The sequence below is a fragment of the Bradyrhizobium algeriense genome, assembly GCF_003062295.1.
GTDB classification, from domain to species: domain Bacteria; phylum Pseudomonadota; class Alphaproteobacteria; order Rhizobiales; family Xanthobacteraceae; genus Bradyrhizobium; species Bradyrhizobium algeriense.
Genome location: NZ_PYCN01000010.1, coordinates 219,109 through 242,378, shown reverse-complemented (window position 1 = coordinate 242,378; position 23,270 = coordinate 219,109). Strand labels below are relative to the sequence as shown.

Genomic DNA, 23,270 nt, shown 5'->3' with positions numbered 1-23,270 from the left:
CTCCGAAAGCTGGCAAAGCTGATCCCGCTGCCCGCCCCGATCCCGGCCTGAAAGCAAACAAGCTCCCGCTCGCCTGTCTCCTCGCACGGCCCAGAACACCTAAGGCGGCGACTTCTTCAACACAATCGGCGCAAAGCGGTCGTTGGGGTGCCGATGTTAGATCTCGCTAGCCCGACCTGCGCCTAGTCGGATTTGCCTTGAACCGGACTGACCAGCATCGCGATCGCCAATCCAAACGCGCGTCGGGCTCGATTATTTTCTCAGATTAGCGGGATTCCGACCGACACATCAGTTGCTAAGCTATTCGGATGAACTGCCGATTTTCTATCAATTGCTTACTCGCGCGAATAAAACAAAACTGAAGTCTCAGGCCGCGCCTGCATATCGCGCTGTAAAGTAAGGAAAAACATGGCGCACCCGACACGATTCGAACGTGTGACCTTTGCCTTCGGAGGGTAGGGCTCGTCGGAAGTGATGCGCCCCCTCAGAAATGAAAGCCGATCAATCGGAGCGCTGATTCCGGTGGCCTCGCCACGGCGAGTTTTCTTACTCCAACGCCGCCGATTCCTCGACGGCTCTTTACAGCTCTAGGCGAGGCCAAGACCATTGCGTTATTATCGGTATCGATGGATCAAATCATCGGTTTGACGGTGGGATCGAACGGTCGTTGGTGTCCAAAGATTCGCAACATGACACTTGTTTGGACCCTCAACGTGCTGGACGCAGAAGCTGATCGCATGCTCTCGATTGAAGATATGGTCTGGAACTGCCAGAGGACGTCGGTATCAGCCACCGTCGGTCAGACGCTCGGTCAAAGCCAGGGAGCTTCCCGGCAGGTTCGCACGCACGGGTGCAGGCTTTGGAATGATGTCAAAGCGTCACCTCTTCAAAGACACCTTTGGCTTCGAAATGCACCTTATGCTTTGAACGGTCCCAACAACCCATTGATATCGCAACAAATGCGTGCGCCCTCCGAGCGCACCAACAGCATAAGCCGTTCGGCCGTGATCATGCGGAACCCGGTCATGTCCATGCCGTCCGTGTCGCAGGGCCGGTATCAGGCGTTGCATCAAGCCTGGTTCGACCAGCGGATCGGCGCATAGAGGCCGTTCTTGCCGGAATTATCCCAGCGCATGCCATGATCGTTGAACGTGTTGCCGGGGGCGCCGACTGCCAACACCATGTTGTCGGGGCTAACCGGATGGCCGATGTTCGCCCACATTTCGCCGCTCGGATGCATGGTCGGCAACGGAACGACCGACATGTGCAGAATATCCGGGATTTCCGCGGACCGCGTCTTGCCATCGATTCGGAATGTGATGGGGACCTTGCGCACCCCCAGGTTCTTGCTGATCAGCGGTGTGAACGCGGCCATCGGACCACCGGCGGCGCCGGTGAAGATCGCAGCCAGGGCCTCGGTCTGCTCATCGTTGGCGCGCTGATCGATATAGGCGGCCACCGACCAATCTCCGTCTGCCATGACCCCAGGTGCGTGGAGGATAATCAGGACATTGAGTTCATCGAGCACGATGTCGCCATAGCGGCCGCTTTCGATGTGGAAGATCAGCGGTACGTTACAGAAGCCCTCGGTCGGTCGCGCGGTCAACGGGGGGGCCGCCGACACGAGGCAGGGACACACGATGCTGCAACTGCAATTCTCGAAATAGTCACCGGAAAGGTGCCATGGGACGTCCGCCATCGCTCTCTCCCGCTAGGCCGAACCCGATAGATTGCTTGCTTTCGAATGAGCTACGTGTAGTTGAAAATTACGCTGTGCGGGGAAGTACCGCAAGCCGATTCCACGATCGAAATACGGAAGGCAAGATGGCGTTGCTAGTGCCGGCAGACCTCCTTTTTCGGATTTCAAAGGTGCCGCGCTCCGAGCACGCCACCTCAGAAAATCAGCTTTGTATTTGCTGGGTTTTTGGCTCCGTGGCCCGCACTTTGTTGCGGGTGCAGAAGCTTTGAGGGACAAACCGTCACGGCTTGGCCGGGCTCGATCGAGCTGCGAGCGGGACTTGAAAGGTCCTGTATCGCGCGAGCTCGGGAAAGCTATCCGCGGCGCTGGCGGAGACCAGGCCTACGACCGCGGCCGCAACTTCCTTGCCGACCAGCCGATTGATCGCGGTGGTTTGACCTTTGCTCAGCTGGACTTCGAGCGCGCCCGCCGCTGCCATCGCGGTCCTGACGCGGTTGATCGACTGCTCGGAATATCTATCGTCGATCGCGATTGTCTTGCCGGCGAGGTCGGAAACCGACTTGACGTCGGGACCCGCCACGAGGACGGCCACGAGCGCGTCCAGCGACGCATCTAGCGTCGGGACCGTCATTCGTTCCGCGACCGCGGAGGCGGCCGCCACTTGCTCCTGTGTCGTTCGGGTCTGCGGAACCTCGGTCGTTGAATGCGGATCGGTGGCGCTTGCCCGCGCAGCTTCGGAAGCGCGAGTCGCTTCGGAAGCGCGAGCAGCTTCGGAAACAACGGCATTGCCCGTCGTCTGCGGGTCCGTTTGCGGAGAACGACGCGGTATGGGAACGGCAGGCGCGGCTTTCGCCGCGACCTTGGTTGGCCTGGGCGTTCGACGGACGGCGTGGTCCGCATGAGATCGGGGCGGGCTGTCGCCGCGCCAGGCGACGGCGGACACTGGTTTCACTGTGGCAGGATCGCTGTCATGCGATTCAGGTTCAATCGGCACCTGAACCGCGGTCAGGCAGGCGAACGGGTTCAGGCCAACGCATGATGGCTGTGTTGATTGTTGGCTACTGCAACCGACCAGGGTGGTAGCCAGCGCGCAAATAAGAAGCGTCCTCAATCGATCCTCCTAAAGAGGTTGAGTGCGGCCCGCAATTCTTGCGGCTTGAAGGGTGTTGCGCTGGATCGTCAATCAATGATGCAAAACTGTTAAGCGCGCATTAATTGACGTGCCTCGGCGCCATTCCATGGTGCCTGCCATGGTGCCTGCATTTCACACGTCCGCCTTCTCATTGCTTTCTTTGATGCAGGATTTCGCCACGAATCGGTCGCTATGGTTGTGCGCTGGGGTTTTTTCATCGAGTGATGGAGAACGGCCTATGGCGAGTATCGAACGACTTCACAGAACTGCGCCGCTGGATTTAGCCAAGCTTGAAGAAGATGTCGTGGGGAGTCTTCCCGCGATCAGGGCGGCCCCATCGGGGCCGATGCCAGACTACGTCGAACATGAAGAGGGCGTTACGCGGGTCGGCGCGCTCACTGCCGAGGCCGTGGTCCGTGACTATGAAGCCGCCGCCAGGGAAATCGAAGCCATGGGTGCGGAGCTGATCAGCGCGGCGAAGAAATGCGAGGCTATGACCTCCGAAGTGCACAATGCCATTGCTTTCATGCGCGATACCGCAGCCTCGTATCGTGAGGAAGCCAAAAAGATCTTCAAGCGCATCGAAGAATGCGCGATCTTTACCGAGCAAGTTCGGAAGACCTGCGAAACCGTCAAACTCAAGATGATCGAAGGCAAGGTATAGTCGCCGCAAGATATCCGAAACATCGATCCGGTCTGTTTTTCGAATAGCGTGTGTGAATTGCGGTACAGGCTGGTGCCGCGAATCAGCTTAGTTTGTAGCCTCCTCCCTAGACTCGCCCGCCGCAAATGGCGGGTCCTCTTTTGCGGCATCCGACAGTCGGAATAGCCATGCAGCTACGCGGTGGTGGCAGCAGCGGCTGATCAGGCACCCGTTGGTTGCAGCTTGGTATACTCGGGCGATCCGGTGCGCCTCCGGGCGCACCACAACGTTGCAGTTTTGGCCTGATACCATCGGTTGTGCGAGCTGTTTGCGTGTCCGCAATGCCACGGCCGCACGAATCCTTTGCGGCGGGGTGCGGGTTGTTGCCCCTACAGTCGCACCGTTCGCGTAAACTGAACGGGCCCGCCGGCTGCCGATTGCTGCCGGCTCCGCCGCCGTTCGGCGCTTCCAGGAAGTTCGACACCAAGACCACCCGGAGCATCTTCATGCTGTTTATGAGCTATGCCTATCGATTCCTCTCCAACTTCGTGTTCCTGGCGCTGGTCTATTTCGCTCTGAATTTCCTCGAAAAGTACCAGCACCGCGTGGTCGTCGCGGTTCTCGTGCTGGTCTATGCCGGCATGCATGCGGCGTCGGCGCTGCGGTCGTTTCACTTCTTCCAGCGCATCGAGCGGCTGGAGCTGGAAGCTCGCCGCCTGGTGGCGGCGCTGGGCGAGGGGCCGAATTCGACGTCGACGCGCAAGCAGGTGATCACCGACGTCGCCGCACTGCGCCATGCCGGCGAGATCAAGGCCTATATCGACCTGCTGTTCCTCGCCATCGTCATCCTGCTCTGCATCGCCAAGATCGTGACGAATTGAGCCTTTGTGCTGATTGCGGGTTCAGGAAAACGCATCAAAACAGATGATCAGGCGGCGGTCCTGATCCATTCGATCAGAACCGGCCGATCAGCGCTTCTTCAAGCCGGCGACCCGAACCGATCGTCCATTCCGTTTGGCTTGCGCCGCCGGCTTGGGCGTGGTCGCGCCGGCGCTTTGCGGCGCGACCTCTCCGGTGGGCGCCGGTGGCGGGGCCGCGGCCGCGCGGGCGTGGCGGCGAGATTTGCCGGCGAGCTTTGCGGAGGAGACTTCCGTTGAGCGGGCTTGCGCAGTCGCCGCCCGGCGCGCGGACGAGGCCAGCAGGGTCATGCGCGCCGATTCCGGGATTTTGAAAAGGCTCGCCGCCGGAACCGGCAGCGCGGCCAGCGTGCCGGCCGGCGGCAGCGTCGTTTGCCGCGGCCAAAGGGCTGCGGGAGGCAAGGGGACGCCGCGTCCGCGCCGCGCTGCGCGTCCGCCGAGACCGGTGGTGTGCCAATCGAGATCGGACAACGCCGGGACGGGGAGTGCTGCCGGGCCGGCAAGAGCGAATTTCGGAACCTTCGGCCAGCGCGATATCGCCACCATCTCCGACGGCGGATGCAACTGCCATTGCTGCGGCTCGGTCGGCGTTGCCGGCCGATCAGGCGTCGCCGGCACCACGTGCACGATGCGATAGCCGCGCACTTTCAATTCGTGCAGAATCCTCGGCAGCGCCGTGACCGTGCGCGCCTGAATGTCGTGCAGCAACAGGATGCCTTTTCCCTTGGCCTCCAGTCGCTTGATCGCGAGCTCATAGACGCGCGCGGCGGACACGTCGCGCCAGTCGTCGGCGGGAAAATCGGCGCTCCAGACCTGAAGTCCTTTGGAACGTGCAAATTGCTCGATCCCGTCGTTGGTGCGCAGGCCGGGAATGCGCAGGAACGGCGCGGGGGCGGTGCCGTCGGCCAGCGCCGCGGTCACCGACGCGATGCCCTGTTCGATCTCCTGCCTGGCGCGGTCGAGCGGCAGGCGATCCATGCCGGTCGGATGGCTCTGGCTATGGGTAGCCACGGTGTGGCCGGCATCGCGCACCTTGCGCACGCCTTCCGGATTGGCGTGGGCCTGGCTTCCGACCAGGAAGAAGGTCGCCTTGGCGCAATGGGCGGCGAGAATGTTGAGGATCTGGTTAGAGTATTTCGGCAGCGGGCCGTCGTCGAAGGTCAGCACCACCTCATGGTCTTCGAGCGGCAGCGTCTTGCCATATTGCATGGTGCCGATGATGGGATGGGCGCGCGGGTCGACCACGATGGTGCGTGACGTGCCGATGGCGTCGGGATGACCTGGACAACCGGCGGCCGACGCGGTCTGCGCGGCGACGGAAGTCAACAGGCCCACGCAGACGGCGGTCCAAGGACGCCGCCGAAGCTCCCCAAATACGCTAGTGATCATAGAACCCCGGCTTCATTCCAAGAACACGCACCAAGAGCACGCACCAAGAGCACGCAACGGCTTACATCTGGCGCCATGAATGCCGCCTTAATCACCTGAGTTCTACACCTAATTTGGCTTCGGGGGGCGTGAACCGGACCACAGAACCGCGTCAGCCGAAGAGATCGTGATCTAATGTGCTTTGCCGGACACGGTTTTGGCACCTGCCGGGACCAGATGGACCACGCGGTAATGGTTGTCGCGGAGGTAGCGCAGGAAGGCCGGCAGCATGGCAGCGGTCTGCCCCTTGGGATCGTGCAGCAGGATGATGCCCTTGCGGGCGACTTGCAGCCGCTCGGTGAGCAGCTTCAACTGCTGCGCCGGCGTCATCGGCATCCAGTCGCTGGCCCAGAGGTCGGCGCCGAACACGGCGATGCCGCGCTTTTGCAGGACGTCCAGCGTCGCGGGCGTCATATCAAAAAAAGGAAAGCGAAAGAACGGCGTGCTCGGGGTCGTGGCGGCCTTTCCGTGCAGCGCCATCTCGACCGCCGCGATGCCCTTGTCGATCTCGCCGATGGCCGCCTCCGGTTTCATGTATTTCAGATTGTGGTGGGTCCAGGTGTGGTGTGCGATCGTATGACCCTCGGCCGCCAATCTTCGCACCAGGTTGGGATGTTCGGAGGCCGGTTTCCCAATCAGGAAGAAGGTGGCGCGCACGCATTCATGCGCCAGCGCCGCCAGCACTTTTGGCGTCGTGCCGGGCCACGGTCCGTCGTCGAAGGTCAGCACGACCTCGTGATCTTCCAATGGAAGGGTCTGCGGAAAGCTCTTGAGGCCCACGCGCGGGTAGGTAGCGGCGTCCACCGCGAGAACGCGCGAGGTGCCGAGCGCATCTTTGCGGCTGCAATCGACGGCCTCTGCCGCCGTAACGAAGGTCATCAATGCAGCGACCGCCGAGCACAGCGCGGCGCTTAAATTTCGGGTCATTTGCGGTTGGACATATTTGGCATTGCGCTGGGTGTTGCCGATTGGGTAAGCGTGCAGCGTAACTCAGACAAGTTCCCTCAATCTGTCAAACCGGCGAGGCGTGGCATGGCCGAGAAGATCGACGTTGCCCAAGCCGAGGCGCGATCTGCGCAAGGCTCCGTGCTCGACCATCTGCCGATGCGAGACGAGGAGGGGCAGCTCCGCCATGAGTTTGTCGAAGAGATCACGCGCGCCATCCACGCCGCCGACCGGCCGCTATTGTGCGAGGTGGTGGCGGAACTTCACGAGGCCGATCTCGGTGATTTGATCGGGGCCCTTGAAGCCGAGGACCGCGTCACGCTGGTCGAACTGACCGGCACCGATTTCGACTTCTCGGCGCTGAACGAGGTCGACGATTCCGTCCGCGAGGAAATCCTCGAGGAACTCGAACCGGAGACGGTCGCGGAGGGCGTTCGCGAACTGGAATCCGACGACGCCGTCCAACTGCTCGAAGGGCTCGACCAGGAGGACAAGGAGGAGATCCTCGAAAAGCTGCCGCCGTCCGAGCGCGTCGCGCTGGAGCGGAGCCTGCTTTATCCGGAGAATTCCGCAGGCCGGCGGATGCAGTCGGAGTTCATCGCGGTGCCGCCGGACTGGACCGTGGGCCAGGCGATCGACTACATGCGCGACACCCCCGATCTGCCGGACCGGTTCTACGAGATCTACGCGGTGGATTCCGAAAAGCACTGGCAGGGCGCGGTCTCGCTCGACACGCTGCTGCGGGCGCGACGGCCGGTGCAGATCGTGGACCTGATCGATGAAGACCGCCGCCGCGTCTCCGTGCTGGACGACCAGGAAGAAGTCGCGCGGATGTTCGGCAAGTACAATCTGGTCGCGGCCCCCGTGGTCGATACCACCAACCGCCTGGTCGGCGTCATCACGATCGACGACGTCGTTGACGTCATCGAGGAAGAGGCCGACGAAGACCTGAAGGCGCTCGGCGGCGTCACCAGCGACGAAGAATTGTCCGACAGCGTCTGGACCATCGCGCGCGCCCGCTTCAACTGGCTGCTGGTCAATCTGGCGACCGCGTTTCTGGCGTCCTCCGTGCTCGGCCTGTTCGAAGGCCAGCTCGAAAAGATGGTGGCGCTCGCTGTGCTGGCGCCGATCGTGGCGAGCCAGGGCGGTAACGCCGCGACCCAGACCATGACGGTGGCGGTGCGGGCGCTGGCCACCCGCGAACTCGGTTCCAAGAACGCGTTGCGCGTGGTGATGCGCGAAGCCATGGTCGGCCTCGTCAACGGGCTCGCCTTTGCCGTGATCACGGGCGTCGCCGCGGTGGCGTGGTTCAAGATCCCGGGGCTCGGCATCGTGATCGGCCTTGCCATCATCTGCAACCTGGTGGCCGGCGCGCTTGGCGGCATCCTGATCCCGATGGTGCTGGAACGGGTGCGCGCCGACCCCGCGGTGGCGTCCGGAACCTTCGTCACGACGATTACCGACGTGGTCGGCTTCTTCTCGTTTCTCGGTATCGCCACGCTGTGGTTCGGGCTGAAGTAGTTTTCGCCTTTGCTGCCTCTTTTATCGTTAATCGGGCCTTAACGCGCTTGGCCGATGATGTTGGCTCACGAGGTCGACATGCAGCGCCTGCGGCTCAAAGCGGACGGACGGATCGTCGAACTGCGGGACGGGCAGGAATTTCCGCTCTCACCGGAGATGCTCGCGCTTGCGATGCCCGAACCCGCGCCCGCGACGCCTTCAGCCTTGCCTGACGCAATACCGGGCGAAACCGGCTCGTTGCCGGCCGTGCGTGACCTTCGCCGCCGCGCGCAGCTGACGCAGATCGAATTCGCGGCACGGCTCGGCGTACCCGTCGAAACCATCCGGAACTGGGAGCAGGGCAAGCGGGTACCCCGGGGGCCGGCGCGGGCGTTGCTCGCCGTGATCGCCCATTCGCCGGAAACCGTTTTCGCCGCGCTCGCCACGGAACCGGAGCCCGCCTAGTTCGCGGTTTGACGCGTTTTCCGGACCAAGCACGCCGCAGGATTTCGCTTCAAAACCGCTATCTGTTGGCACGGCTGTTCCGGCAGCCCATAATGGGGCCAGGCCGCGGATACAACCTATGCTCTTTGTCGAAGCCAATGGCGCAAAAATCCCGGCGATCGGGCTGGGCACCTGGGAATTGCGCGGACGCGCCTGCGCGCGTCTCGTCGAGCAGGCATTGCGGCTCGGCTATCGCCACATCGACACCGCGCAGATGTACGACAACGAACGCGAGGTCGGCGAGGGCCTGCGCCTTGCGGGCGTCAAGCGCGATCAGGTCTTCCTCACCACCAAGATCTGGCCCTCGCATTTCGCGCCCCACGATCTGGAGCGTTCGGCCAAGGAAAGCCTGGTGCGGCTGCGCCTGACCGAGGTCGACCTGCTGCTGCTGCACTGGCCGAACCCGCAGGTACCGCTGGTGGAGACGCTCGGCGCGCTGGCGCGGGTCAGGCAGCAGGGGCTCGCGCGGCATATCGGCGTCTCCAATTTCACCGTGGCCCTGATCGAGGAGGCGGTGGCTTTATGTCCGCAACCGCTGCTGTGCGACCAGGTCGAGTACCATCCCTATCTTGACCAGACCAAGGTGAGGGAGGCCTGCGCGCGCCACGGCATGGCGCTGGTGGCGTATAGCCCGGTCGCCAGGGGCCGCATCAAGAGTGACCGCGCCTTGCAGCGGATCGGCGACCGCTATCGCAAGACGGCGGCGCAAATCTGCCTGCGCTGGCTGGTGCAGCAGGGCGTGGCGGCCATCCCGCGAACGTCGAAACTCGAGCGGCTCTCGGAGAACATCGAGATCTTCGATTTCGAACTGTCGGAAGAGGACATGCAGCAGATTTCCGCCATGGGCAGCGCCGGCGGCAGGCTCACGGATTTCGGTTTCGCGCCGAAATGGGATTGAGGAGTTGCGCCGCCCGACGCTATGCTGGCGGCCAGGGGAATATCGAACATCGTTTTGATGCGATGGAGCTGCGGCGGTTCATATCTACTGACATCACGGCGTCGGCGATCGCGCATGTGTCGCTGCTGACGCTGGTGTTGCTGTTTTCCGAGGTGCATCCGTTCGGCGCAGTGACCGCCGATCAGATCCCGGTCGAGATCGTTACCGCCCAAGACCTTGCCGAGAAGCAAGCGCCTCCCGAGGAGCCGCCTGCCGAAAACAAGCCGGAACCGGCGCCGTCGCCACAGCCTGATTTCTCCTTGCTCGACAAGCCTGCCGCTGCCACGGCACCCCCGCCGGCCGCACCGCCTGCGCCTGCCGCGCGGCCGCAGAAGCAGGCTGCGCTCGAGACGCCGCCGGCGGCACCGTCGCCATCACAACCGGCGGCGCCGGCCTACAAGCCGCCCGAGCCGGATATCTCGATCAAGTATCAGGTGCTGCTCGGCCTGCCGCCCGACCTCTCACCGGCGCCGTCGGCTCCCGCGCAAGGGCGCAACGACGACAATTTTGATGCGCCGGCGACCGAGGCTGCCGATATCTCGAGCACGCTGATCGCGGCATTCCGGCGGCACCTCAAGACTTGCTCGAAACTGCCGGCCTCGCTGTCGGGCGCTGACGACGTCAAGGTCAAGCTGCGCGTGTTGATGACACCGGACGGCAGGCTCGCCGCCGAACCGATCCTGATCGAAGCCAGTGCCTCGATGAAGGGACCGTTGCTGATGCAAGGCGCGATCCGCGCGCTGCAGGCCTGCCAGCCTTACGCGATGCTGCCGGCCGACCGCTACGGCGAATGGAAGGTGCTCGACCTCAGCTTCACGCCACAGGATTTTTCTGCGTCCTGACTTTTGACGCTAGAACGCGCTAGTGCCCCATCGCCCGCCACGCGTTCGATGCAAACTGCCGCCGCCAGGTCACGATGACGACCAGCGTGGTTGTCGCCAGCAATACCCAGGGGCTGACGAACCAGCCGAGATAGCCGAGCGCGAAGAAGAACGCGCGCTGGCCGCGGTTGAAATGCCGCCCCGCCGCCTCGAACAGGCGCGTCGTGCGCATCACATGGGCTTCGGCTTCCGCCGTGTCGCGCTGTGACGACGGCGGCATCGCGCCGAGCAGGATCGCGACATAGTTGAACAGGCGGTACGACCAGGCGAATTTGAAGAAGGCGTAGATGAAGATCAGGATCAGGCCGACGCATTTGATTTCCCACAGCGCAGGCGAGGGGGTGAGGTCGACCGGCAGTTCACGCAGCACGGCGAGCGCATCGTTGGTCGCCCGCAACAATGCGAGCCCGCCGCCGATCGCGATCAGGCTGGTGGAGGCGAAGAAGGCGGTGCCGTTCTGCAGCGAGGCCATGATCTGCATGTCGACCATGCGCGCCTCGCGGTCGAGCATGTTCCGCACCCAGACCTCGCGAAAGCGGTTCATGCGCGCCGACAGGCTGTCGCTGCCGTAAGCCGTGTGCTCGAGCGTGAAGCCGTAGGCCAGCCATTCCACGACGAAGAACGCGACGGCGGCGATATCGACCCAATAGGCGCCCATGTGGCGAGATCCCCGGTGGTGGCTAGGCAATCGTGATGTACAGGTTGAACGCGTGCGGCGCACTATGGCAAGATGCCGGTCGCAACAGGATTTCCCCGCAAATGTTGAAACTAGTCATCGGCAACAAGAATTACTCGTCATGGTCGATGCGGCCATGGCTGGCGCTGCGCGCCAATGACATCCCGTTCGAGGAAGTGTTCATCCCGCTCTACACCGACGACAAGGCGGACAAGGACCGGATCCTGAGCTTTTCCCGCGCGGGCAAGGTGCCGACGTTGATCGATGGCGACGTCACGGTGTCGGACTCGCTTTCGATCATCGAATATCTCGCCGAGAAATTCCCGCAAGCGACGCTGTGGCCGGAAGACCGCGCGCGCCGGGCGCATGCGCGTTCGATTTCGGCGGAAATGCATTCGGGCTTCATGCCGCTGCGCAATGAATGCGGCATGAACCTGCACCGCCCGGTCGGTGCGGTCGATCTGTCGGATGACGCACGTGCCAATGTGGCGCGCGTTCAGGAGATCTGGGCCGATTGCCACAGCCGTTACGGCAAGGAAGGACCGTTCCTGTTCGGCGCGTTCGGCGGCGCGGATGCGATGTTCGCGCCGGTGGTGCATCGCTTCCGCACCTATGCGATCGAGGTGAGGGGCGAGGCGCGGCACTATTTCGATGCGATGATGTCGTTGCCGGCATTCCAGGAATGGACCCGCGCCGGCCTTGCTGAAACGCTTGTCATCGAACGGTTCGAAACGGTCTGATTTCGGGTGCGAGGGCGGTGACCGGGCGGGGGTGCCAAGGGGGTGCCAAGGCTCGCCGCAGCCCGCGGCATTCTGTCCTATATTGGGAAAGACGGCCTGAATATTAGGCAGGCGGATTCCCGGGAACCGCAAGAATTACCGCTTATCGCCCTGAAAAACATGCAGAATTTGCGCATTTGCCATGCCTCGATGTTGCTGGCTTTTGGGCGACCGGCTGTGCTAGGTTGCCGCAGGGTTCTCAAGTCGGCCGAAAGCTAGCGGGACCGTGAGCGCGGCCGGCGTTCTTGCGTGATGGAGAGGGCGTTGAAGCATAAGTACTCCGTTGGAGAGACTGTCTATTTTACTGCCAGCAATGTTGCCCGTCCGGCCGCCAGTGGCACCTATGAGGTGATCCGGCTGTTGCCGACCGACGGCGACGATTGTCAGTATCGCATCAAAAGCTCGACCGAAGCTTTCGAACGGGTCGCCAAGGAAAGCCAGCTCGCAATTTCCTAAAACAGTTGTGTGCAAGTAGTCGGCTGACGAAGTTCCACCTTTGGTTGCCGTCAAAAGGCCTCGTTCGCGGAAACATTCTGCCGAAAAGCGAATGCAGCAATGCCGCATTCGTCTTTCGATCGCGTTTGATGCTGCGTTGAGGGACACCGCGCATGGACTGGGCCTGGGCTGCTTCGCTGGATTACATCTGGCACTCGCCGAACCTTCCGTTGTACCTGACGCTGGTCACGGCCTGCTTTGTCGGGATCATCGTTCTGATCACGCTGCTGCGCTCGGAGAGATCCGTGGCCAACGGCGTACTGGCGCTCATCACGCTGCTCGCGGTCGGGGTCGCCGGGGCCGTGACCTTCCGAGGCTTCGGCACGCCAAACGTGGTTCAGTCGACGGAGACGCGTCCGGTTCAGACGGCGACCGCGCCATTGCCGCAGCTTTCCTGCATTGATGAACTGGCCGGCGATGCCGTCCTCGCCGCGTGCGAGAAGGCGCTGTTCGGTTCGGCCGAGGCGGTGGCTGCGGCCGTGGCCTACGCCGCCTCGCAGATCACGCTGCTGACCTCGCTCGGAGATGTCGCCACCGCGAACAAGGGCGCCGGCTCCGACCTGCTGGCGCTGCGCCGCGCCATCGAGCGCGACCGTTACGGGTTGATGGCCTATGTGCTGACGGTGCGGGATCGCTGCATGCCATCGTCCTGCCGCGCGTTCCGCTCGTTGACCGAGACGCGCCAGATTGCGGCCAACATGGAAGACCGCGTCTATGAAAGCCTGGTCATGCGCCATGCTGCGACGTGGAACACGCCGCAGGCCGCGACGGGCATGATCGCGGCGCTGCCGCCGTCGGTCCCCACGGGCAAGCCCACCAACGCCGAATTCCCGAGCTCGGCATCCACCCCGCCGGTCAACATCATGACGCCGGAGCCGCCGCTAGGCGCCGCGCCGAAGCCGTCGTCAGCCGCGGCTGCGCCGGCATCGCCAGCCGCGCCGCGTCCGGCCGCGGCGGCGTCGCCGCCGGCGCAGACTGCCGCCAAGAAGCCGCCAGCGGCGCCGAAGCGGCCGTCCTCGGCGGCGCCGGTCCAACTCGCGCCGGGTTCGGCGCCCACAGCAGATAACAACGAGTGATCTTTTCAAAGCGCGCGCAGGCCGCTACATCGGCGGGATCATGCCGCTTCATCTCATCAAGCTTGCCGTCGGCTGCGAGTCAGTCAAGGAACTCAAGGGCTGGGTTGCCGAACGCATGGCAACCGCCAAGAAAAAGGGACTGCCGCTTCGTCACGTCCACATCACACGGATGACGCCGAAGCGCGACGCGGAAATCCTCGCCGGCGGTTCGCTCTATTGGGTAATCAAGGGCGAAATCGCCGCGCGCGAAAAGATCATCGCGCTCGAGCCGTTCCGCGACAAGGACGGCATCGGGCGGTGCCGGCTGGTGATGCAGCCCAAAGTGTTTGCGGTCTCGCCGCGGCCGATGCGCCCGTTCCAGGGCTGGCGCTACCTCACCGAGGACGCCGCGCCGCCCGATCTCACCAAATCCTCAGCCGCCAGCGTGGCCGCGATGCCGGAACCGATGCGGCGCGAACTGCGCGATCTGGGGCTGCTCTGAACGAGCTGCCAGCCTAGACCCCGATATTGTCGATCAGGCGCGTCGTGCCGAGTTTTGCGGCGACGAGGATCCGCACCGGCCCGTCCTTCACCGAGGTGATCGGCGCCAGCGTCTCGGCATGCCGGGCCTCGAAATAGTCCAGCGCGAAGCCGGCCGCGCTGATCAGCTCGCGGCCGGCTTCCATCGCGGCCGCTAGATCCTCGCCAGCCTTCAGCCGCTCGGCGCTTTCCTTCATGGCGCGATAGAGCGTCGGCGCCGTCCGCCGTTCCTCCGGCGAGAGGTAGACGTTGCGCGAGGACATCGCCAGCCCGTCGCGTTCCCGCACGGTGCGCGAGCCGATCACCTTGACGCCGAGGTCGAGATCGGCGGCCATCCGCGTCACCACCCGCAATTGCTGAAAATCCTTCTCGCCGAAGATCGCCACGTCCGGCCGGACTTGCGTGAACAGCTTGCCGACCACGGTGGCGACGCCGCCGAAGAAATGCGGCCGGAAACGATCCTCAAGGCCGGCGGTGGCCGGACCCTCCGGCACGATACGGGTGGCGAAGCCGTCCGGGTACATCGCCTTGACGTCGGGACTCCAGATCAGGTCGACCTTCTCGGCGGTGAGCTTGGCGAGGTCGGCCTTCCAGGTGCGCGGGTACGAACCGAAATCCTCCGTCGGCGCGAACTGCGTCGGGTTGACGAAGATCGATACGACCACTTTCTGTGCGCGGCGCTTGGCGAGCCGCACCAGCGACACATGCCCGTCATGGAGCGCTCCCATGGTCGGCACCAGCGCGACGGCGGCTTTTCGGGTGCGCAAGGCCTCGACGGCGCGGCGCAATGCGGGAACGGTACGGACGACCGTGGGACTTCGCGACATCTGGCCTCGATCTCTTGCAGCTTCTGATGGGGTGAGGAGAGCAACGCTGCCAATCCTCTCGGCGGGCGCGCCGACCTTATAAGGCCAGAGCATTGCCGCCAAGGTTACTCAGGAATGGCAAGACTGCGGCAGCTCAACGCGAAAGCCACACGTGCGCGCCCGGTTGTTGAAAAGGCTGCGGGCTTGATCGCGGCAACGGAACGAAATCCGCACCGTCGGGATTCATCATTAAAGACACGCCGCGAGCGAATTGAATGCGTCGTCGCGCATTTCACTTGACGCGCAGCCGCGCGTGACTTGAAGATATCGACGGGGGGTTGAATCAATGTTGGTTCAGGCGAGTCAGGGTCAATTGGGTTCAGCGCACGTCGTGGTGCTGGGAAACGAGAAGGGCGGGTCGGGAAAATCCACCTCTGCCCTGCATATTGCCGTTGCCCTGTTGAAGGCCGGACAGCGTGTCGCCACCATCGATCTCGACTGCCGCCAGCGGAGTTTTACCCGCTACATCGCCAACCGGAGCGCGTGGGCGCGCCGCACCGGTCTCGATCTCGAAATTCCCGTGCACTACTGCGTCAAGCTCGGCGAGACGATGCAGATCGCCGACAATGAAAATTCCGAGTTCCAGCAGTTCATGGAGGCGGTGAGCGCCATCGAGCGTGCCTTCGATTTCATCGTCATCGATACGCCGGGTTCCGACTCCTATCTGATGCGTCTGGCGCATTCGATGGCCGACACGCTGGTGACGCCCATCAACGACAGCTTTCTCGATTTCGACGTGCTCGGCACCGTCGATCCCGCGACCTATTCGGTGACCGGCGAGAGCCATTATGCGGAGATGGTGCGCGACGTCAGGCGCAAGCGCCGCCAGATCGATGGCGCCACCACCGACTGGATCGTGGTGCGCAACCGCCTGTCGATGATCGGCTCGCGGAACAAGCAGCTGGTCGCCGACAGCCTGAAGGACCTTTCGCTGCGGCTCGGCTTCCGTTCGATCGACGGGTTTGCCGAGCGGGTGGTCTACCGCGAATTCTTCCCGCGCGGACTGACGGCGCTGGACGACATCGACGAGGCCACCCTCGGCACGCGCCCCAGCATGGGCCATGTCACGGCGCGCGAAGAAGTGACCAGCCTGTTGCGCCAGTTGAAGCTGCCGCTCGACGAGCGCGGCCGCCGCCGCGCCGCCAACCGCGCCGAATGGTTCACCCAGGTCGACAAGCCGCTCGAAGTCCATGACATCATCGGCGACATCATCAGCGCCTGACCTCCAACAAGCTGCCGGCCCTATCGCGGCTGGATCACCGTCATCCTGAACGGACCGCTGTGGGCGGCAGCATGCGCGACCGCCTCGTTGGCGCGGTCGAGACCAAAGGCCGCAATCTCGAAATGATCGAGGTCGACCAGGCCCGCGCGGATCAGGCCGGCCATCAGGATGGCCGCATGCGGCGGGTACATCCATTGCCCGCGGAGCGTGATGCCGTTTCGCATCATCCACGGGTAGGGCAGGTCAAGGCCAGCGCCGCCTTGCATGCCGACACCGCCCATCAGCACCACCCGTCCGTGCGGCCGCACCGCCAGGACGGCGGTCCGCACCTGCACGGCGCTGGCTACGGGCGGGAGGATGTCGAGCACGCAGTCGATCGGACCGGGCGCCGCCTGCAGGATGCGGGCGCGATCGTCGGCCTCGTCGCCGCGCATCGGCACGGTCCGGACGCGGGCGCCGAACCGCCGTGTCAGTTCGGTCAGCGCCTGCTCGTTCCGCCCGGTCGCAATCACGCATTGCGCGCCCATGGCGAGTGCGACGGCGACCGCGGCGCTGCCGAAACTGCCGGTGGCGCCGTTGACCAGCGCGATCTCTCCGGCTTGCAGTTGCACGGCGAGGAACCCGCCATAGGGCACGAGCAGCGTGCCGAGCGCGCACCAGCGGCCTGCATCCTTCTCGTCGATGTCGCCGATCGAAACCGCGTTTTCCGTCGGCAGCCGCATTTGTTCGGCCCAGGCGCCGTCGTGGAAATACCGTTGCAGGCGCAGGCCTCCCTCGCTGCCGGCGGTGAGGCCCTGCAGGGCGATGTCGGGCGATAGCGCATTGTCGCGGGAGCGCACGGTCGGATCGCAATAGACCCAATCGCCGGGACGAAGCCGGGTCGCATCGGGGCCGGTGGCGCGGATGCGGCCGATCGCGCCGGGGCCGGGCACCACAGGCAGTTCCAGGAGGTATTTTCGCTCCCCGCTGAGAACCTCGTTGGCGTAGGCCAACACGCGGCTCGCCACGACGTCGATAATGACCTCGCCGGTGCCAAGAAGCGGGTCGGGGACGTTCTCGATCGCAAGCGGCGATCCGAACGCATTCAGCACGGCAGCTTTCATGGGGCCTCCTCATTTCGATGAAGCCGCATTCTCGCGAGCCTTCATGGGGCCAACAAGACCTGGTATTATCCTAGGACTGTAAGACCCCTTTTGAGGCACGGCGCGCATGGTGGCATCAGGCACGAATTCGAGGCAAAGCGAACTCGGCGACTTCCTGCGGTCGCGGCGGCAGAAGTTGATGCCGAAGGCGGTCGGCCTGCCGGTGGGCCGGCGGCGGCGCACGCCGGGCCTGCGCCGGGAGGAGGTGGCCGAACTCGCCGGCATCGGCGTCGACTGGTACATCCGCCTCGAGCAGGGGCGATCCGTCAGCCCTTCGTCCGCGACGATCGACGCATTGGCGCGCGCGTTGCGATTGACCAAGGCCGAACACCGGCATCTGACGGAGCTGACGCAAAATGCCGACCGGCGCCCCTTCGTCCGCGAGACTGTTCCGCCGGCGATCCGGCGCACGGTCGAACAGCTCAATTTGCCGGCCTATGTCACCGGACGGCGCTGGGACATTCTCGCCTGGAATGCGGCTGCGGAGGAAATCTTTGCGTTCAGCCGGCTGGCGGAAGCCGATCGCAACAGCCTGCTGTCGGTGCTGACAAACCCCGCGACGCGGCGGTTGTTCGGCGCGTCATGGACGGATGAGGCCCGACGCATCGTCGCCCAGTTTCGCGCGACGCATGACCTGTGGGCCGGCGATCCCGCCTTCCGCGACCTGTTGGCGCGCCTGCGCGAAGGCTGTCCCGAATTCGCAGGCTGGTGGGAGGCCCACGACGTCAGCGGCGTCGCGGCAGGACGGAAATCCTTGACCCATCCCAAGAAGGGCCGGCTCAAACTGGAGTATGCGAGCTTCCAGGCCAATGACGACCCGGCCTTGAAGCTCGTTATCTACACCACGGTCTAAATCTTTGAGACGCTGCCGGTATTGTCGCACCTGCGGGCGATTGTTCCCGGGAACCAGTTCTCCATTAGCTCGTTTTCACTAGACTTTTATCTAGCCCTCGAACCAAAGCTTGATGGGAGACGTCGTAAGGAAGAACGGGTCAAATTTGTCGGGATTGGGCCGCTGCACAATGGATAGGTGCATCGCACAATGATCAGGCGGTCAATACACAACATTTGGCCTTTATGTCACGCCATCGTGACGTATATCATCAACAAGGGACCGAAAGAGTCTCAAACAGGGTTGGCCCTTAGCGGGGCGCGAGGACGAAGACGAATATGAAACGTGGAATTCTCGTTCTGCTTTCACTCTCCGTGCTGGTCGCTGTCGCGTATTTTACCGCGAGCAAGTGGGCGATCCGGCATGAGACCATCGCATTCCACGATCCCGATCGCGACAATCGTCTTGTCGCCGTCAATGTCGCCGTCCGCCGCGACAAGGAAATGCAGGCCAACGCCGGCTTGATCAAGCTGCCGGTTGCGATCCTCAACCACGGCAATACCGTCAAGCACACCGAATATTCGTTCCTTGCAAACGTCTTCGCCTGGCGCGGCTACCTTGCGATCAGCCCGCAGCACGATCTGCCGACCGACCCGCCGATGGTGACCAAGGTCGGCGAGCTCTATGTCGGCCGTCTGCCGCAGATTCAGCGCGGCGTCGCCAACATCCATTTCGCCATCCACGAAATGAAGAAGGCTCAGCCCAACGCCGACTATGAGAAGGTGACGATGGTCGGCCATTCGATGGGCGGCGACATCACGATGTATTTCGCCAAGCAGTATCCCGACGAGATCAAGAAGGTCGTGACGCTGGATAATCTGCGCGTGCCGTTCCTGACCGAAGGCAAGTTCAAGATCCTCTCGTTCCGTTCCCAGGACACGCATTTCAAGCCGGACCCCGGCGTGGTGCCTGGCGACGAGGAATGCGAACAGGCCGGGATCACGGTCGTGAACACCGGCTTCCAGCATAACGACATGCGGGACACCGGACCTGACGCCGCCAAATCCTCGATCGAGTCGATGCTCGACAAGTTCCTCGAAGAGTCTGACAAGAGCGGCGCGTTGAAGCCCGTGCCGACCAAGGTGCCCGACATCCTGACCAGCAGCCCCGGACCGGTGCCGTTGTCCGTCCCGCTGGCCAGCAATCCGGCGCCAAAGAACAAGTCGGTCACGAACTAGGCGGCCTCCGGTAGCCGTGCGTTTGCGGCTGGGTCAGCCCCCGGCGCATTGACCGGGGCGAGGCGCCGTCCCACATAGAGCTTGCTGCTTACAAGCGAGCACTCATGGCCGGCGAACCCATCAAGCCGAAATCGGCAGGCGACGTTGCTTCGGCAAAGGCCGAGGCGCGTAAAGGCGGCCGGTTGCCGGAGGCCAAGCCATCGGCTGCGGAAGACATCGCAGCCTTCGTGGCGAAAGCGCGCGCGATGTCGCCGCACCGGCCGGGCGCCAGGGGCAGGCTGGTGTTCGCGCTCGACGCCACCATGAGCCGCCAGCCGACCTGGGACATGGCCTGCGCGCTGCAGGCCGACATGTTCCGCGAGGCGGCCTCGCTCGGCAGCCTCGATATCAGGCTGGTCTATTACCGCGGCTTCAACGAATGCCGCGCCACCGGCTGGATCTCCGATTCCGCGCAACTGGCAAGGTTGATGGGCAAGATCGATTGCCAGGGCGGCAGCACCCAGATCGGCAAGGTGCTGTCGGAGGCGCGCCGCGAGGCGGTGGCGTCCGGCGTGCGCGCCGTGGTGTTCGTCGGCGACGCCATGGAGGAAGAGGTCGACGATCTCTGTGCCAAGGCCGGCGAGCTCGGCCTGCTCAAGGTCCCCGTTTTCATGTTTCAGGAAGGTCACGACGCCACAGCCGAGCAGGCGTTCCGCGAGATTGCGCGGCTCACCGGCGGCGCATGGTGCAGGTTCGATCCCGGCGCCGCGGCGCAGTTGCGCGAGCTCCTGCGCGCCGCCGCAGCCTATGCCGCCGGCGGGCGCGAAGCGCTGCTGGCGCTGTCGAGAACCGCAAGTGGGGCGGCCGCGCTGATCGGCCAGATCAAGTGATTACGACTTTGGTTGCCGCCGGGCCGAACGCCATGCTTTTCGGCGCCGATGCCGCTATATTAGAGCCATGCCAACCCTGATTGCCGGCGTCGTCGCCGTTGTCCTTCTATACCTGCTGCTGCAGATGTTTCGTGCAGCCAATCCGGTCGTGCTCGCGCGCGGGATCAAGATCGCGGGCGGCGTGGTGGCGCTGGCTGTCGCGGCCTTCACCGGTCTGCGCGGCGAACTCGCGGTTGCCATCCCGCTCGGCATCTTCGGCGCGGGCCTGCTCGGCTGGTCGCCATTCGGGCCGGGCAGTTTCAGCAATATCGGCGGGATCTTCGGCGGCGGCGCGCAACGCTCTTCGGGGCAGGCCTCGCGCGTCCGCTCGCAGTTTCTCGATATGAGCCTCGATCACGACAGCGGCGAATTGTCGGGCCGGATCGTGGACGGACCGAATGCCGGGCGCTCGCTCGGCGAATTCGACTTGCCGCAGTTGATTGCGATGATCCCGGCCTTCGACGCCGAGAGCGTCGCCTTACTTGAAAGCTATCTTGACCGCCGGTTTCCCGCCTGGCGTCAGAACGCGCAAGGCGACACGGCAGGGGGGCAGCGCCGCGCGGCGGCGACTGGAAAAATGACGGAGGAGGAGGCCTATCAAATCCTTGGCCTGCAGCCGGGGGCGGGGCGTGACGACATCAGCCGGGCGCACCGCGCCCTGATGAAGAAACTGCATCCCGACCAGGGGGGCTCGACGTACCTCGCTGCCCGGGTAAACGAAGCCAAGGATATTCTTCTTCGCACGCATCTCTAGCTAACTCCGGCTCACGCCACCGACGCTACAAACCGAGAATTGCTTCCGTGTCTCTGACTGACGCCCCATATCGCCCGCCGTTGTCCGGCGTGGTCGATCGTCCCTTGCAGGGAAACCTAACCGCAAATTCTTGACGAGAAGTTTTCGTCGGCCCGCATCAGGCGTAATCGCGTGAGGGCCGCAGCGATTGTGTTTGGAAAACAACAAAGCCGGCGCTTGCGGCGCCGGCTTTGCTTCAACGGGAAGTTCCGGATCAGTTGCGAACGGTCATGCAGGAAATGTCGGCGCGCTTGAGCGTGCGGCATACCGCTTCGGCAGAATCGCGATCGAGACCGGCGAAGCGGGCGCGGAACAGCGTGCGGTCCTTGGAAACGACCGGCTCGGTGAAGGGATCGGCCTTGCTGAGCAGGGCGCTGGCCTTGGTGCGGGCAAGATCGATCCGCTGCTTGGCTTCGCTTTCGCTTTCGAGTGCGCCGACCTGGACGATCCAGCCGGTGCGAACCACCGCCGGCGCGGCCGGCTTGACGGCGTCGTTCTGTTGCGCGGCCTGCGGCTGGGCGCGGGGCGCCGGATCGGCGTAGGCGAGCGTCTGCGCGTGTGAAGCCTGCGAGGGCGTATGCGCCAAGGCGGAAGCGGGCAGCACTCCGAGCACGCCGTTTCCGGTGCCGTGGTTGGCCGGCTGCGGCGGCATGGCAGCCCTGAGGGCTTCCCTGGCGGCTTCGGCCCTGGCCTCGGCAGCGTTTGCTACGACGGCGCTGGAGGTCTCGGCGACTTCGGGGCGGGCAAGGATAGCGCTGGTGATCGGCGGGGCTGCCGGCTGCGAGGGGCCGGCGGCTGCCAGTTTCATCGGCCCGGCCTTGACCTGAACCGTCTTGACCTTGACCGGCTTCATCGGCTCAGCCGAGCCCGGGATCGCCGATATCGACTGGGACTGAATGACGCCGCTGGTCAATGGTGCGGGTTCGGGCTTGGCTTGCGGCTCGAATTTGTTCTGCTCGACCTTGGCGGGCAGTGCAGCGGCGGCCGCCGCCATCAGCGACGGCTTCGCCGGCGCGATCGAGCGGGTCAGGGGCATGGCGGCGAGCCCCGGTTCGGCGGCGAGGGCACTGCCGGACTGAGCCGTTTCGGCTGGACGCGAAGCAGTCTCGGCTTCAGCCACATCGACGGTGCCGTCGGCGGGATTGCGCTCGGTGATGGCGGCAACAGTACGCTTGGTCGCGCCTTTCTCCAGGTTCTCGGCCAGCAGGTTGCGCATGGTGGCGTCACGCGAACCGCCGCTGCGGCCGCCCAGCACCACGCCGATGAGGTGGCGGTTGCCACGGCGCATCGAGCTGACGAGGTTGAAGCCGGAAGCGCGGGTGTAGCCGGTCTTGATGCCATCGACGCCTTCGACATTGCCGAGCAGGCGATTGTGGTTGCGGATCGACTGGCCGCGATAGGCAAACACGGTGGTCGCGAAATAACGGTAGTAGCGCGGGAAGCGGTCCTGGATCGCGCGGCCGAGCGTGGCCTGATCGCGCGCCGTGGTCAGCTGTTCGTCGTTGGGCAGGCCGGAAGCGTTGCGATAGGTGGTCTTGCTCATGCCGAGCGCCCGCGCCTTGCGCGTCATCAGCCTGGCGAATTCGGCTTCATCGCCGGCAATGGCTTCCGCGATCACGACGGCAGCGTCGTTGGCGGAACGCGTCACCAGGCCCTTGATGGCATCCTCGACCTTGAGTGTCTGGCCGGGCTTTAGACCGAGCTTGGTCGGCGCCTGTTCGGAGGCGTGCTCGGAGACTTCCATCTCGGTGTCCAGCTTCATCTTGCCGGCGTCGAGGCGCTCGAACAGCAGATAAAGCGTCATGATCTTGGTCAGCGACGCCGGGCGCCGGATACCATCGGGATTGTTGGAACTGAGCACCGCGCCGGAATTGCCGTCGACGATGATGGAGGAGAACTGCGGGCTGTAGCTTTCGCGCACGACGTGGTGGTGTCGGCGGTGCTTGTAGCGGCGGGCCTCGGCGCTCTCGCTCGAGATCAGGATCACGGTCGTGAAGGTAATGAGCCCGAGGGCGCACACGCGCAAAGCGCGCGAGGAAGCCAAGGTTGTACGAAGCATTTACTTCCCCGTCCCAATTTCTGTCTTGATCACCGGCGCGTGAGGCAAAATTGTGCCCAACAGCCACTGATATTCCCCC

The 23,270-nt window shown here is 63.9% G+C and carries 23 protein-coding genes; 15 read left to right on the top strand and 8 right to left on the bottom strand.

The genetic code is table 11. The features are described from left to right. Positions 1 to 1,069: 1,069 nt before the first annotated feature. Positions 1,070 to 1,699, bottom strand: coding sequence for a DUF1326 domain-containing protein (locus C7G61_RS21165; RefSeq protein WP_108517925.1), 630 nt, complete (start codon positions 1,697 to 1,699; stop codon positions 1,070 to 1,072). A gap of 280 nt (positions 1,700 to 1,979) precedes the next feature. Continuing rightward, complete coding sequence (locus C7G61_RS21160; RefSeq protein ID WP_244608392.1) at positions 1,980 to 2,360, bottom strand: hypothetical protein; 381 nt, start codon at positions 2,358 to 2,360, stop codon at positions 1,980 to 1,982. Between the two features lie 709 nt (positions 2,361 to 3,069). On the opposite strand from C7G61_RS21160, the gene C7G61_RS21155 reads away from it, so the two are divergent. After that, on the top strand, positions 3,070 to 3,495 hold the full coding sequence (locus tag C7G61_RS21155) for a hypothetical protein (RefSeq protein WP_145963661.1): 426 nt from the start codon (positions 3,070 to 3,072) through the stop codon (positions 3,493 to 3,495). A 485-nt stretch (positions 3,496 to 3,980) separates the two neighbouring features. Then, positions 3,981 to 4,355, top strand: coding sequence for a hypothetical protein (locus tag C7G61_RS21150; protein ID WP_108517959.1), 375 nt, complete (start codon positions 3,981 to 3,983; stop codon positions 4,353 to 4,355). 87 nt (positions 4,356 to 4,442) lie between these two features. On the opposite strand, the gene C7G61_RS21145 is transcribed toward C7G61_RS21150, so the two are convergent. Both C7G61_RS21145 and C7G61_RS21140 read right to left on the bottom strand, forming a co-directional pair. Further along, entirely contained in the window at positions 4,443 to 5,726 is a 1,284-nt protein-coding gene (locus C7G61_RS21145; protein WP_420836775.1) for a polysaccharide deacetylase family protein, read from the bottom strand. A 225-nt stretch (positions 5,727 to 5,951) separates the two neighbouring features. Then, a complete protein-coding gene (locus C7G61_RS21140) occupies positions 5,952 to 6,746 on the bottom strand; it encodes a polysaccharide deacetylase family protein (protein WP_108517918.1) in 795 nt (264 codons plus the stop codon). Between the two features lie 105 nt (positions 6,747 to 6,851). Between C7G61_RS21140 and mgtE the strand changes: the two genes are divergently transcribed. The 4 genes from mgtE (at position 6,852) to C7G61_RS21120 (ending at position 10,547) form a co-directional block, all read left to right on the top strand. Next, positions 6,852 to 8,285, top strand: a complete 1,434-nt coding sequence (gene mgtE / locus C7G61_RS21135) for a magnesium transporter (protein WP_108517916.1) — start codon at positions 6,852 to 6,854, stop codon at positions 8,283 to 8,285. A gap of 78 nt (positions 8,286 to 8,363) precedes the next feature. After that, on the top strand, positions 8,364 to 8,729 hold the full coding sequence (locus C7G61_RS21130; protein ID WP_108517957.1) for a helix-turn-helix domain-containing protein: 366 nt from the start codon (positions 8,364 to 8,366) through the stop codon (positions 8,727 to 8,729). Between the two features lie 118 nt (positions 8,730 to 8,847). Next, the gene (locus C7G61_RS21125) at positions 8,848 to 9,666 is read left to right on the top strand and encodes an aldo/keto reductase (protein ID WP_108517914.1); all 819 of its coding nucleotides are present in this window, start codon (positions 8,848 to 8,850) and stop codon (positions 9,664 to 9,666) included. Further along, positions 9,663 to 10,547, top strand: coding sequence for a hypothetical protein (locus C7G61_RS21120; RefSeq protein ID WP_338026102.1), 885 nt, complete (start codon positions 9,663 to 9,665; stop codon positions 10,545 to 10,547). The genes C7G61_RS21125 and C7G61_RS21120 overlap by 4 nt, the downstream gene beginning before the upstream one ends. 19 nt (positions 10,548 to 10,566) lie before the next feature. Here C7G61_RS21120 and C7G61_RS21115 read toward each other — a convergent pair whose 3' ends face one another. Further along, positions 10,567 to 11,244 (bottom strand): DUF599 domain-containing protein, encoded by a 678-nt coding sequence (locus C7G61_RS21115; RefSeq protein WP_108517910.1) that lies wholly within the window; start codon positions 11,242 to 11,244, stop codon positions 10,567 to 10,569. Positions 11,245 to 11,345: 101 nt separating this feature from the next. Here C7G61_RS21115 and C7G61_RS21110 point away from each other — a divergent pair, with 101 nt between their 5' ends. The 4 genes from C7G61_RS21110 (at position 11,346) to C7G61_RS21095 (ending at position 14,093) form a co-directional block, all read left to right on the top strand. Beyond that, complete coding sequence (locus C7G61_RS21110) at positions 11,346 to 12,002, top strand: glutathione S-transferase family protein (protein ID WP_108517908.1); 657 nt, start codon at positions 11,346 to 11,348, stop codon at positions 12,000 to 12,002. Between the two features lie 291 nt (positions 12,003 to 12,293). Continuing rightward, a complete protein-coding gene (locus C7G61_RS21105; protein WP_108517906.1) occupies positions 12,294 to 12,497 on the top strand; it encodes a hypothetical protein in 204 nt (67 codons plus the stop codon). Positions 12,498 to 12,649: 152 nt separating this feature from the next. Further along, on the top strand, positions 12,650 to 13,612 hold the full coding sequence (locus C7G61_RS21100) for a hypothetical protein (RefSeq protein ID WP_108517904.1): 963 nt from the start codon (positions 12,650 to 12,652) through the stop codon (positions 13,610 to 13,612). A 40-nt stretch (positions 13,613 to 13,652) separates the two neighbouring features. Next, a complete protein-coding gene (locus tag C7G61_RS21095) occupies positions 13,653 to 14,093 on the top strand; it encodes a DUF1489 family protein (protein WP_108517902.1) in 441 nt (146 codons plus the stop codon). A 13-nt stretch (positions 14,094 to 14,106) separates the two neighbouring features. Here the strand turns inward: C7G61_RS21095 and panC are convergent, their stop codons facing one another. Beyond that, the gene (panC, locus tag C7G61_RS21090; protein ID WP_108517900.1) at positions 14,107 to 14,958 is read right to left on the bottom strand and encodes a pantoate--beta-alanine ligase; all 852 of its coding nucleotides are present in this window, start codon (positions 14,956 to 14,958) and stop codon (positions 14,107 to 14,109) included. Between the two features lie 325 nt (positions 14,959 to 15,283). Between panC and C7G61_RS21085 the strand changes: the two genes are divergently transcribed. Continuing rightward, positions 15,284 to 16,219, top strand: a complete 936-nt coding sequence (locus C7G61_RS21085; RefSeq protein ID WP_108517898.1) for a division plane positioning ATPase MipZ — start codon at positions 15,284 to 15,286, stop codon at positions 16,217 to 16,219. A gap of 20 nt (positions 16,220 to 16,239) precedes the next feature. Here C7G61_RS21085 and C7G61_RS21080 read toward each other — a convergent pair whose 3' ends face one another. Beyond that, entirely contained in the window at positions 16,240 to 17,322 is a 1,083-nt protein-coding gene (locus C7G61_RS21080) for a zinc-binding dehydrogenase (RefSeq protein WP_108517896.1), read from the bottom strand. Positions 17,323 to 17,428: 106 nt separating this feature from the next. Between C7G61_RS21080 and C7G61_RS21075 the strand changes: the two genes are divergently transcribed. From C7G61_RS21075 to C7G61_RS21060, 4 genes are all read left to right on the top strand, one after another. Further along, positions 17,429 to 18,214, top strand: a complete 786-nt coding sequence (locus C7G61_RS21075) for a helix-turn-helix transcriptional regulator (RefSeq protein WP_108517894.1) — start codon at positions 17,429 to 17,431, stop codon at positions 18,212 to 18,214. Positions 18,215 to 18,531: 317 nt separating this feature from the next. After that, positions 18,532 to 19,431 (top strand): alpha/beta fold hydrolase, encoded by a 900-nt coding sequence (locus tag C7G61_RS21070; protein WP_108517892.1) that lies wholly within the window; start codon positions 18,532 to 18,534, stop codon positions 19,429 to 19,431. Between the two features lie 104 nt (positions 19,432 to 19,535). After that, positions 19,536 to 20,300 carry a vWA domain-containing protein gene (locus C7G61_RS21065; protein ID WP_108517890.1) on the top strand — a complete coding sequence of 255 codons (765 nt, stop codon included), beginning with the start codon at positions 19,536 to 19,538 and terminating at the stop codon, positions 20,298 to 20,300. 67 nt (positions 20,301 to 20,367) lie between these two features. Continuing rightward, a complete protein-coding gene (locus tag C7G61_RS21060) occupies positions 20,368 to 21,093 on the top strand; it encodes a DnaJ domain-containing protein (RefSeq protein WP_108517888.1) in 726 nt (241 codons plus the stop codon). 253 nt (positions 21,094 to 21,346) lie between these two features. On the opposite strand, the gene C7G61_RS21055 is transcribed toward C7G61_RS21060, so the two are convergent. Further along, positions 21,347 to 23,191 carry a D-alanyl-D-alanine carboxypeptidase gene (locus C7G61_RS21055; protein ID WP_108517886.1) on the bottom strand — a complete coding sequence of 615 codons (1,845 nt, stop codon included), beginning with the start codon at positions 23,189 to 23,191 and terminating at the stop codon, positions 21,347 to 21,349. Between the last annotated feature and the right edge of the window lie 79 nt (positions 23,192 to 23,270).

Excerpts from the sequence above, each read along its gene's own strand:
- C7G61_RS21165 (WP_108517925.1), bottom strand. The coding sequence starts at position 1,699 with ATGGCGGACGTCCCATGGCACCTTTCCGGTGACTATTTCGAGAATTGC.
- C7G61_RS21155 (WP_145963661.1), top strand. The coding sequence starts at position 3,070 with ATGGCGAGTATCGAACGACTTCACAGAACTGCGCCGCTGGATTTAGCC.
- C7G61_RS21150 (WP_108517959.1), top strand. The coding sequence starts at position 3,981 with ATGCTGTTTATGAGCTATGCCTATCGATTCCTCTCCAACTTCGTGTTC.
- C7G61_RS21140 (WP_108517918.1), bottom strand. The coding sequence starts at position 6,746 with ATGACCCGAAATTTAAGCGCCGCGCTGTGCTCGGCGGTCGCTGCATTG.
- mgtE (WP_108517916.1), top strand. The coding sequence starts at position 6,852 with ATGGCCGAGAAGATCGACGTTGCCCAAGCCGAGGCGCGATCTGCGCAA.
- C7G61_RS21130 (WP_108517957.1), top strand. The coding sequence starts at position 8,364 with ATGCAGCGCCTGCGGCTCAAAGCGGACGGACGGATCGTCGAACTGCGG.
- C7G61_RS21125 (WP_108517914.1), top strand. The coding sequence starts at position 8,848 with ATGCTCTTTGTCGAAGCCAATGGCGCAAAAATCCCGGCGATCGGGCTG.
- C7G61_RS21115 (WP_108517910.1), bottom strand. The coding sequence starts at position 11,244 with ATGGGCGCCTATTGGGTCGATATCGCCGCCGTCGCGTTCTTCGTCGTG.
- C7G61_RS21110 (WP_108517908.1), top strand. The coding sequence starts at position 11,346 with ATGTTGAAACTAGTCATCGGCAACAAGAATTACTCGTCATGGTCGATG.
- C7G61_RS21105 (WP_108517906.1), top strand. The coding sequence starts at position 12,294 with ATGGAGAGGGCGTTGAAGCATAAGTACTCCGTTGGAGAGACTGTCTAT.
- C7G61_RS21100 (WP_108517904.1), top strand. The coding sequence starts at position 12,650 with ATGGACTGGGCCTGGGCTGCTTCGCTGGATTACATCTGGCACTCGCCG.
- C7G61_RS21095 (WP_108517902.1), top strand. The coding sequence starts at position 13,653 with ATGCCGCTTCATCTCATCAAGCTTGCCGTCGGCTGCGAGTCAGTCAAG.
- panC (WP_108517900.1), bottom strand. The coding sequence starts at position 14,958 with ATGTCGCGAAGTCCCACGGTCGTCCGTACCGTTCCCGCATTGCGCCGC.
- C7G61_RS21085 (WP_108517898.1), top strand. The coding sequence starts at position 15,284 with ATGTTGGTTCAGGCGAGTCAGGGTCAATTGGGTTCAGCGCACGTCGTG.
- C7G61_RS21080 (WP_108517896.1), bottom strand. The coding sequence starts at position 17,322 with ATGAAAGCTGCCGTGCTGAATGCGTTCGGATCGCCGCTTGCGATCGAG.
- C7G61_RS21075 (WP_108517894.1), top strand. The coding sequence starts at position 17,429 with ATGGTGGCATCAGGCACGAATTCGAGGCAAAGCGAACTCGGCGACTTC.
- C7G61_RS21070 (WP_108517892.1), top strand. The coding sequence starts at position 18,532 with ATGAAACGTGGAATTCTCGTTCTGCTTTCACTCTCCGTGCTGGTCGCT.
- C7G61_RS21065 (WP_108517890.1), top strand. The coding sequence starts at position 19,536 with ATGGCCGGCGAACCCATCAAGCCGAAATCGGCAGGCGACGTTGCTTCG.
- C7G61_RS21060 (WP_108517888.1), top strand. The coding sequence starts at position 20,368 with ATGCCAACCCTGATTGCCGGCGTCGTCGCCGTTGTCCTTCTATACCTG.
- C7G61_RS21055 (WP_108517886.1), bottom strand. The coding sequence starts at position 23,191 with ATGCTTCGTACAACCTTGGCTTCCTCGCGCGCTTTGCGCGTGTGCGCC.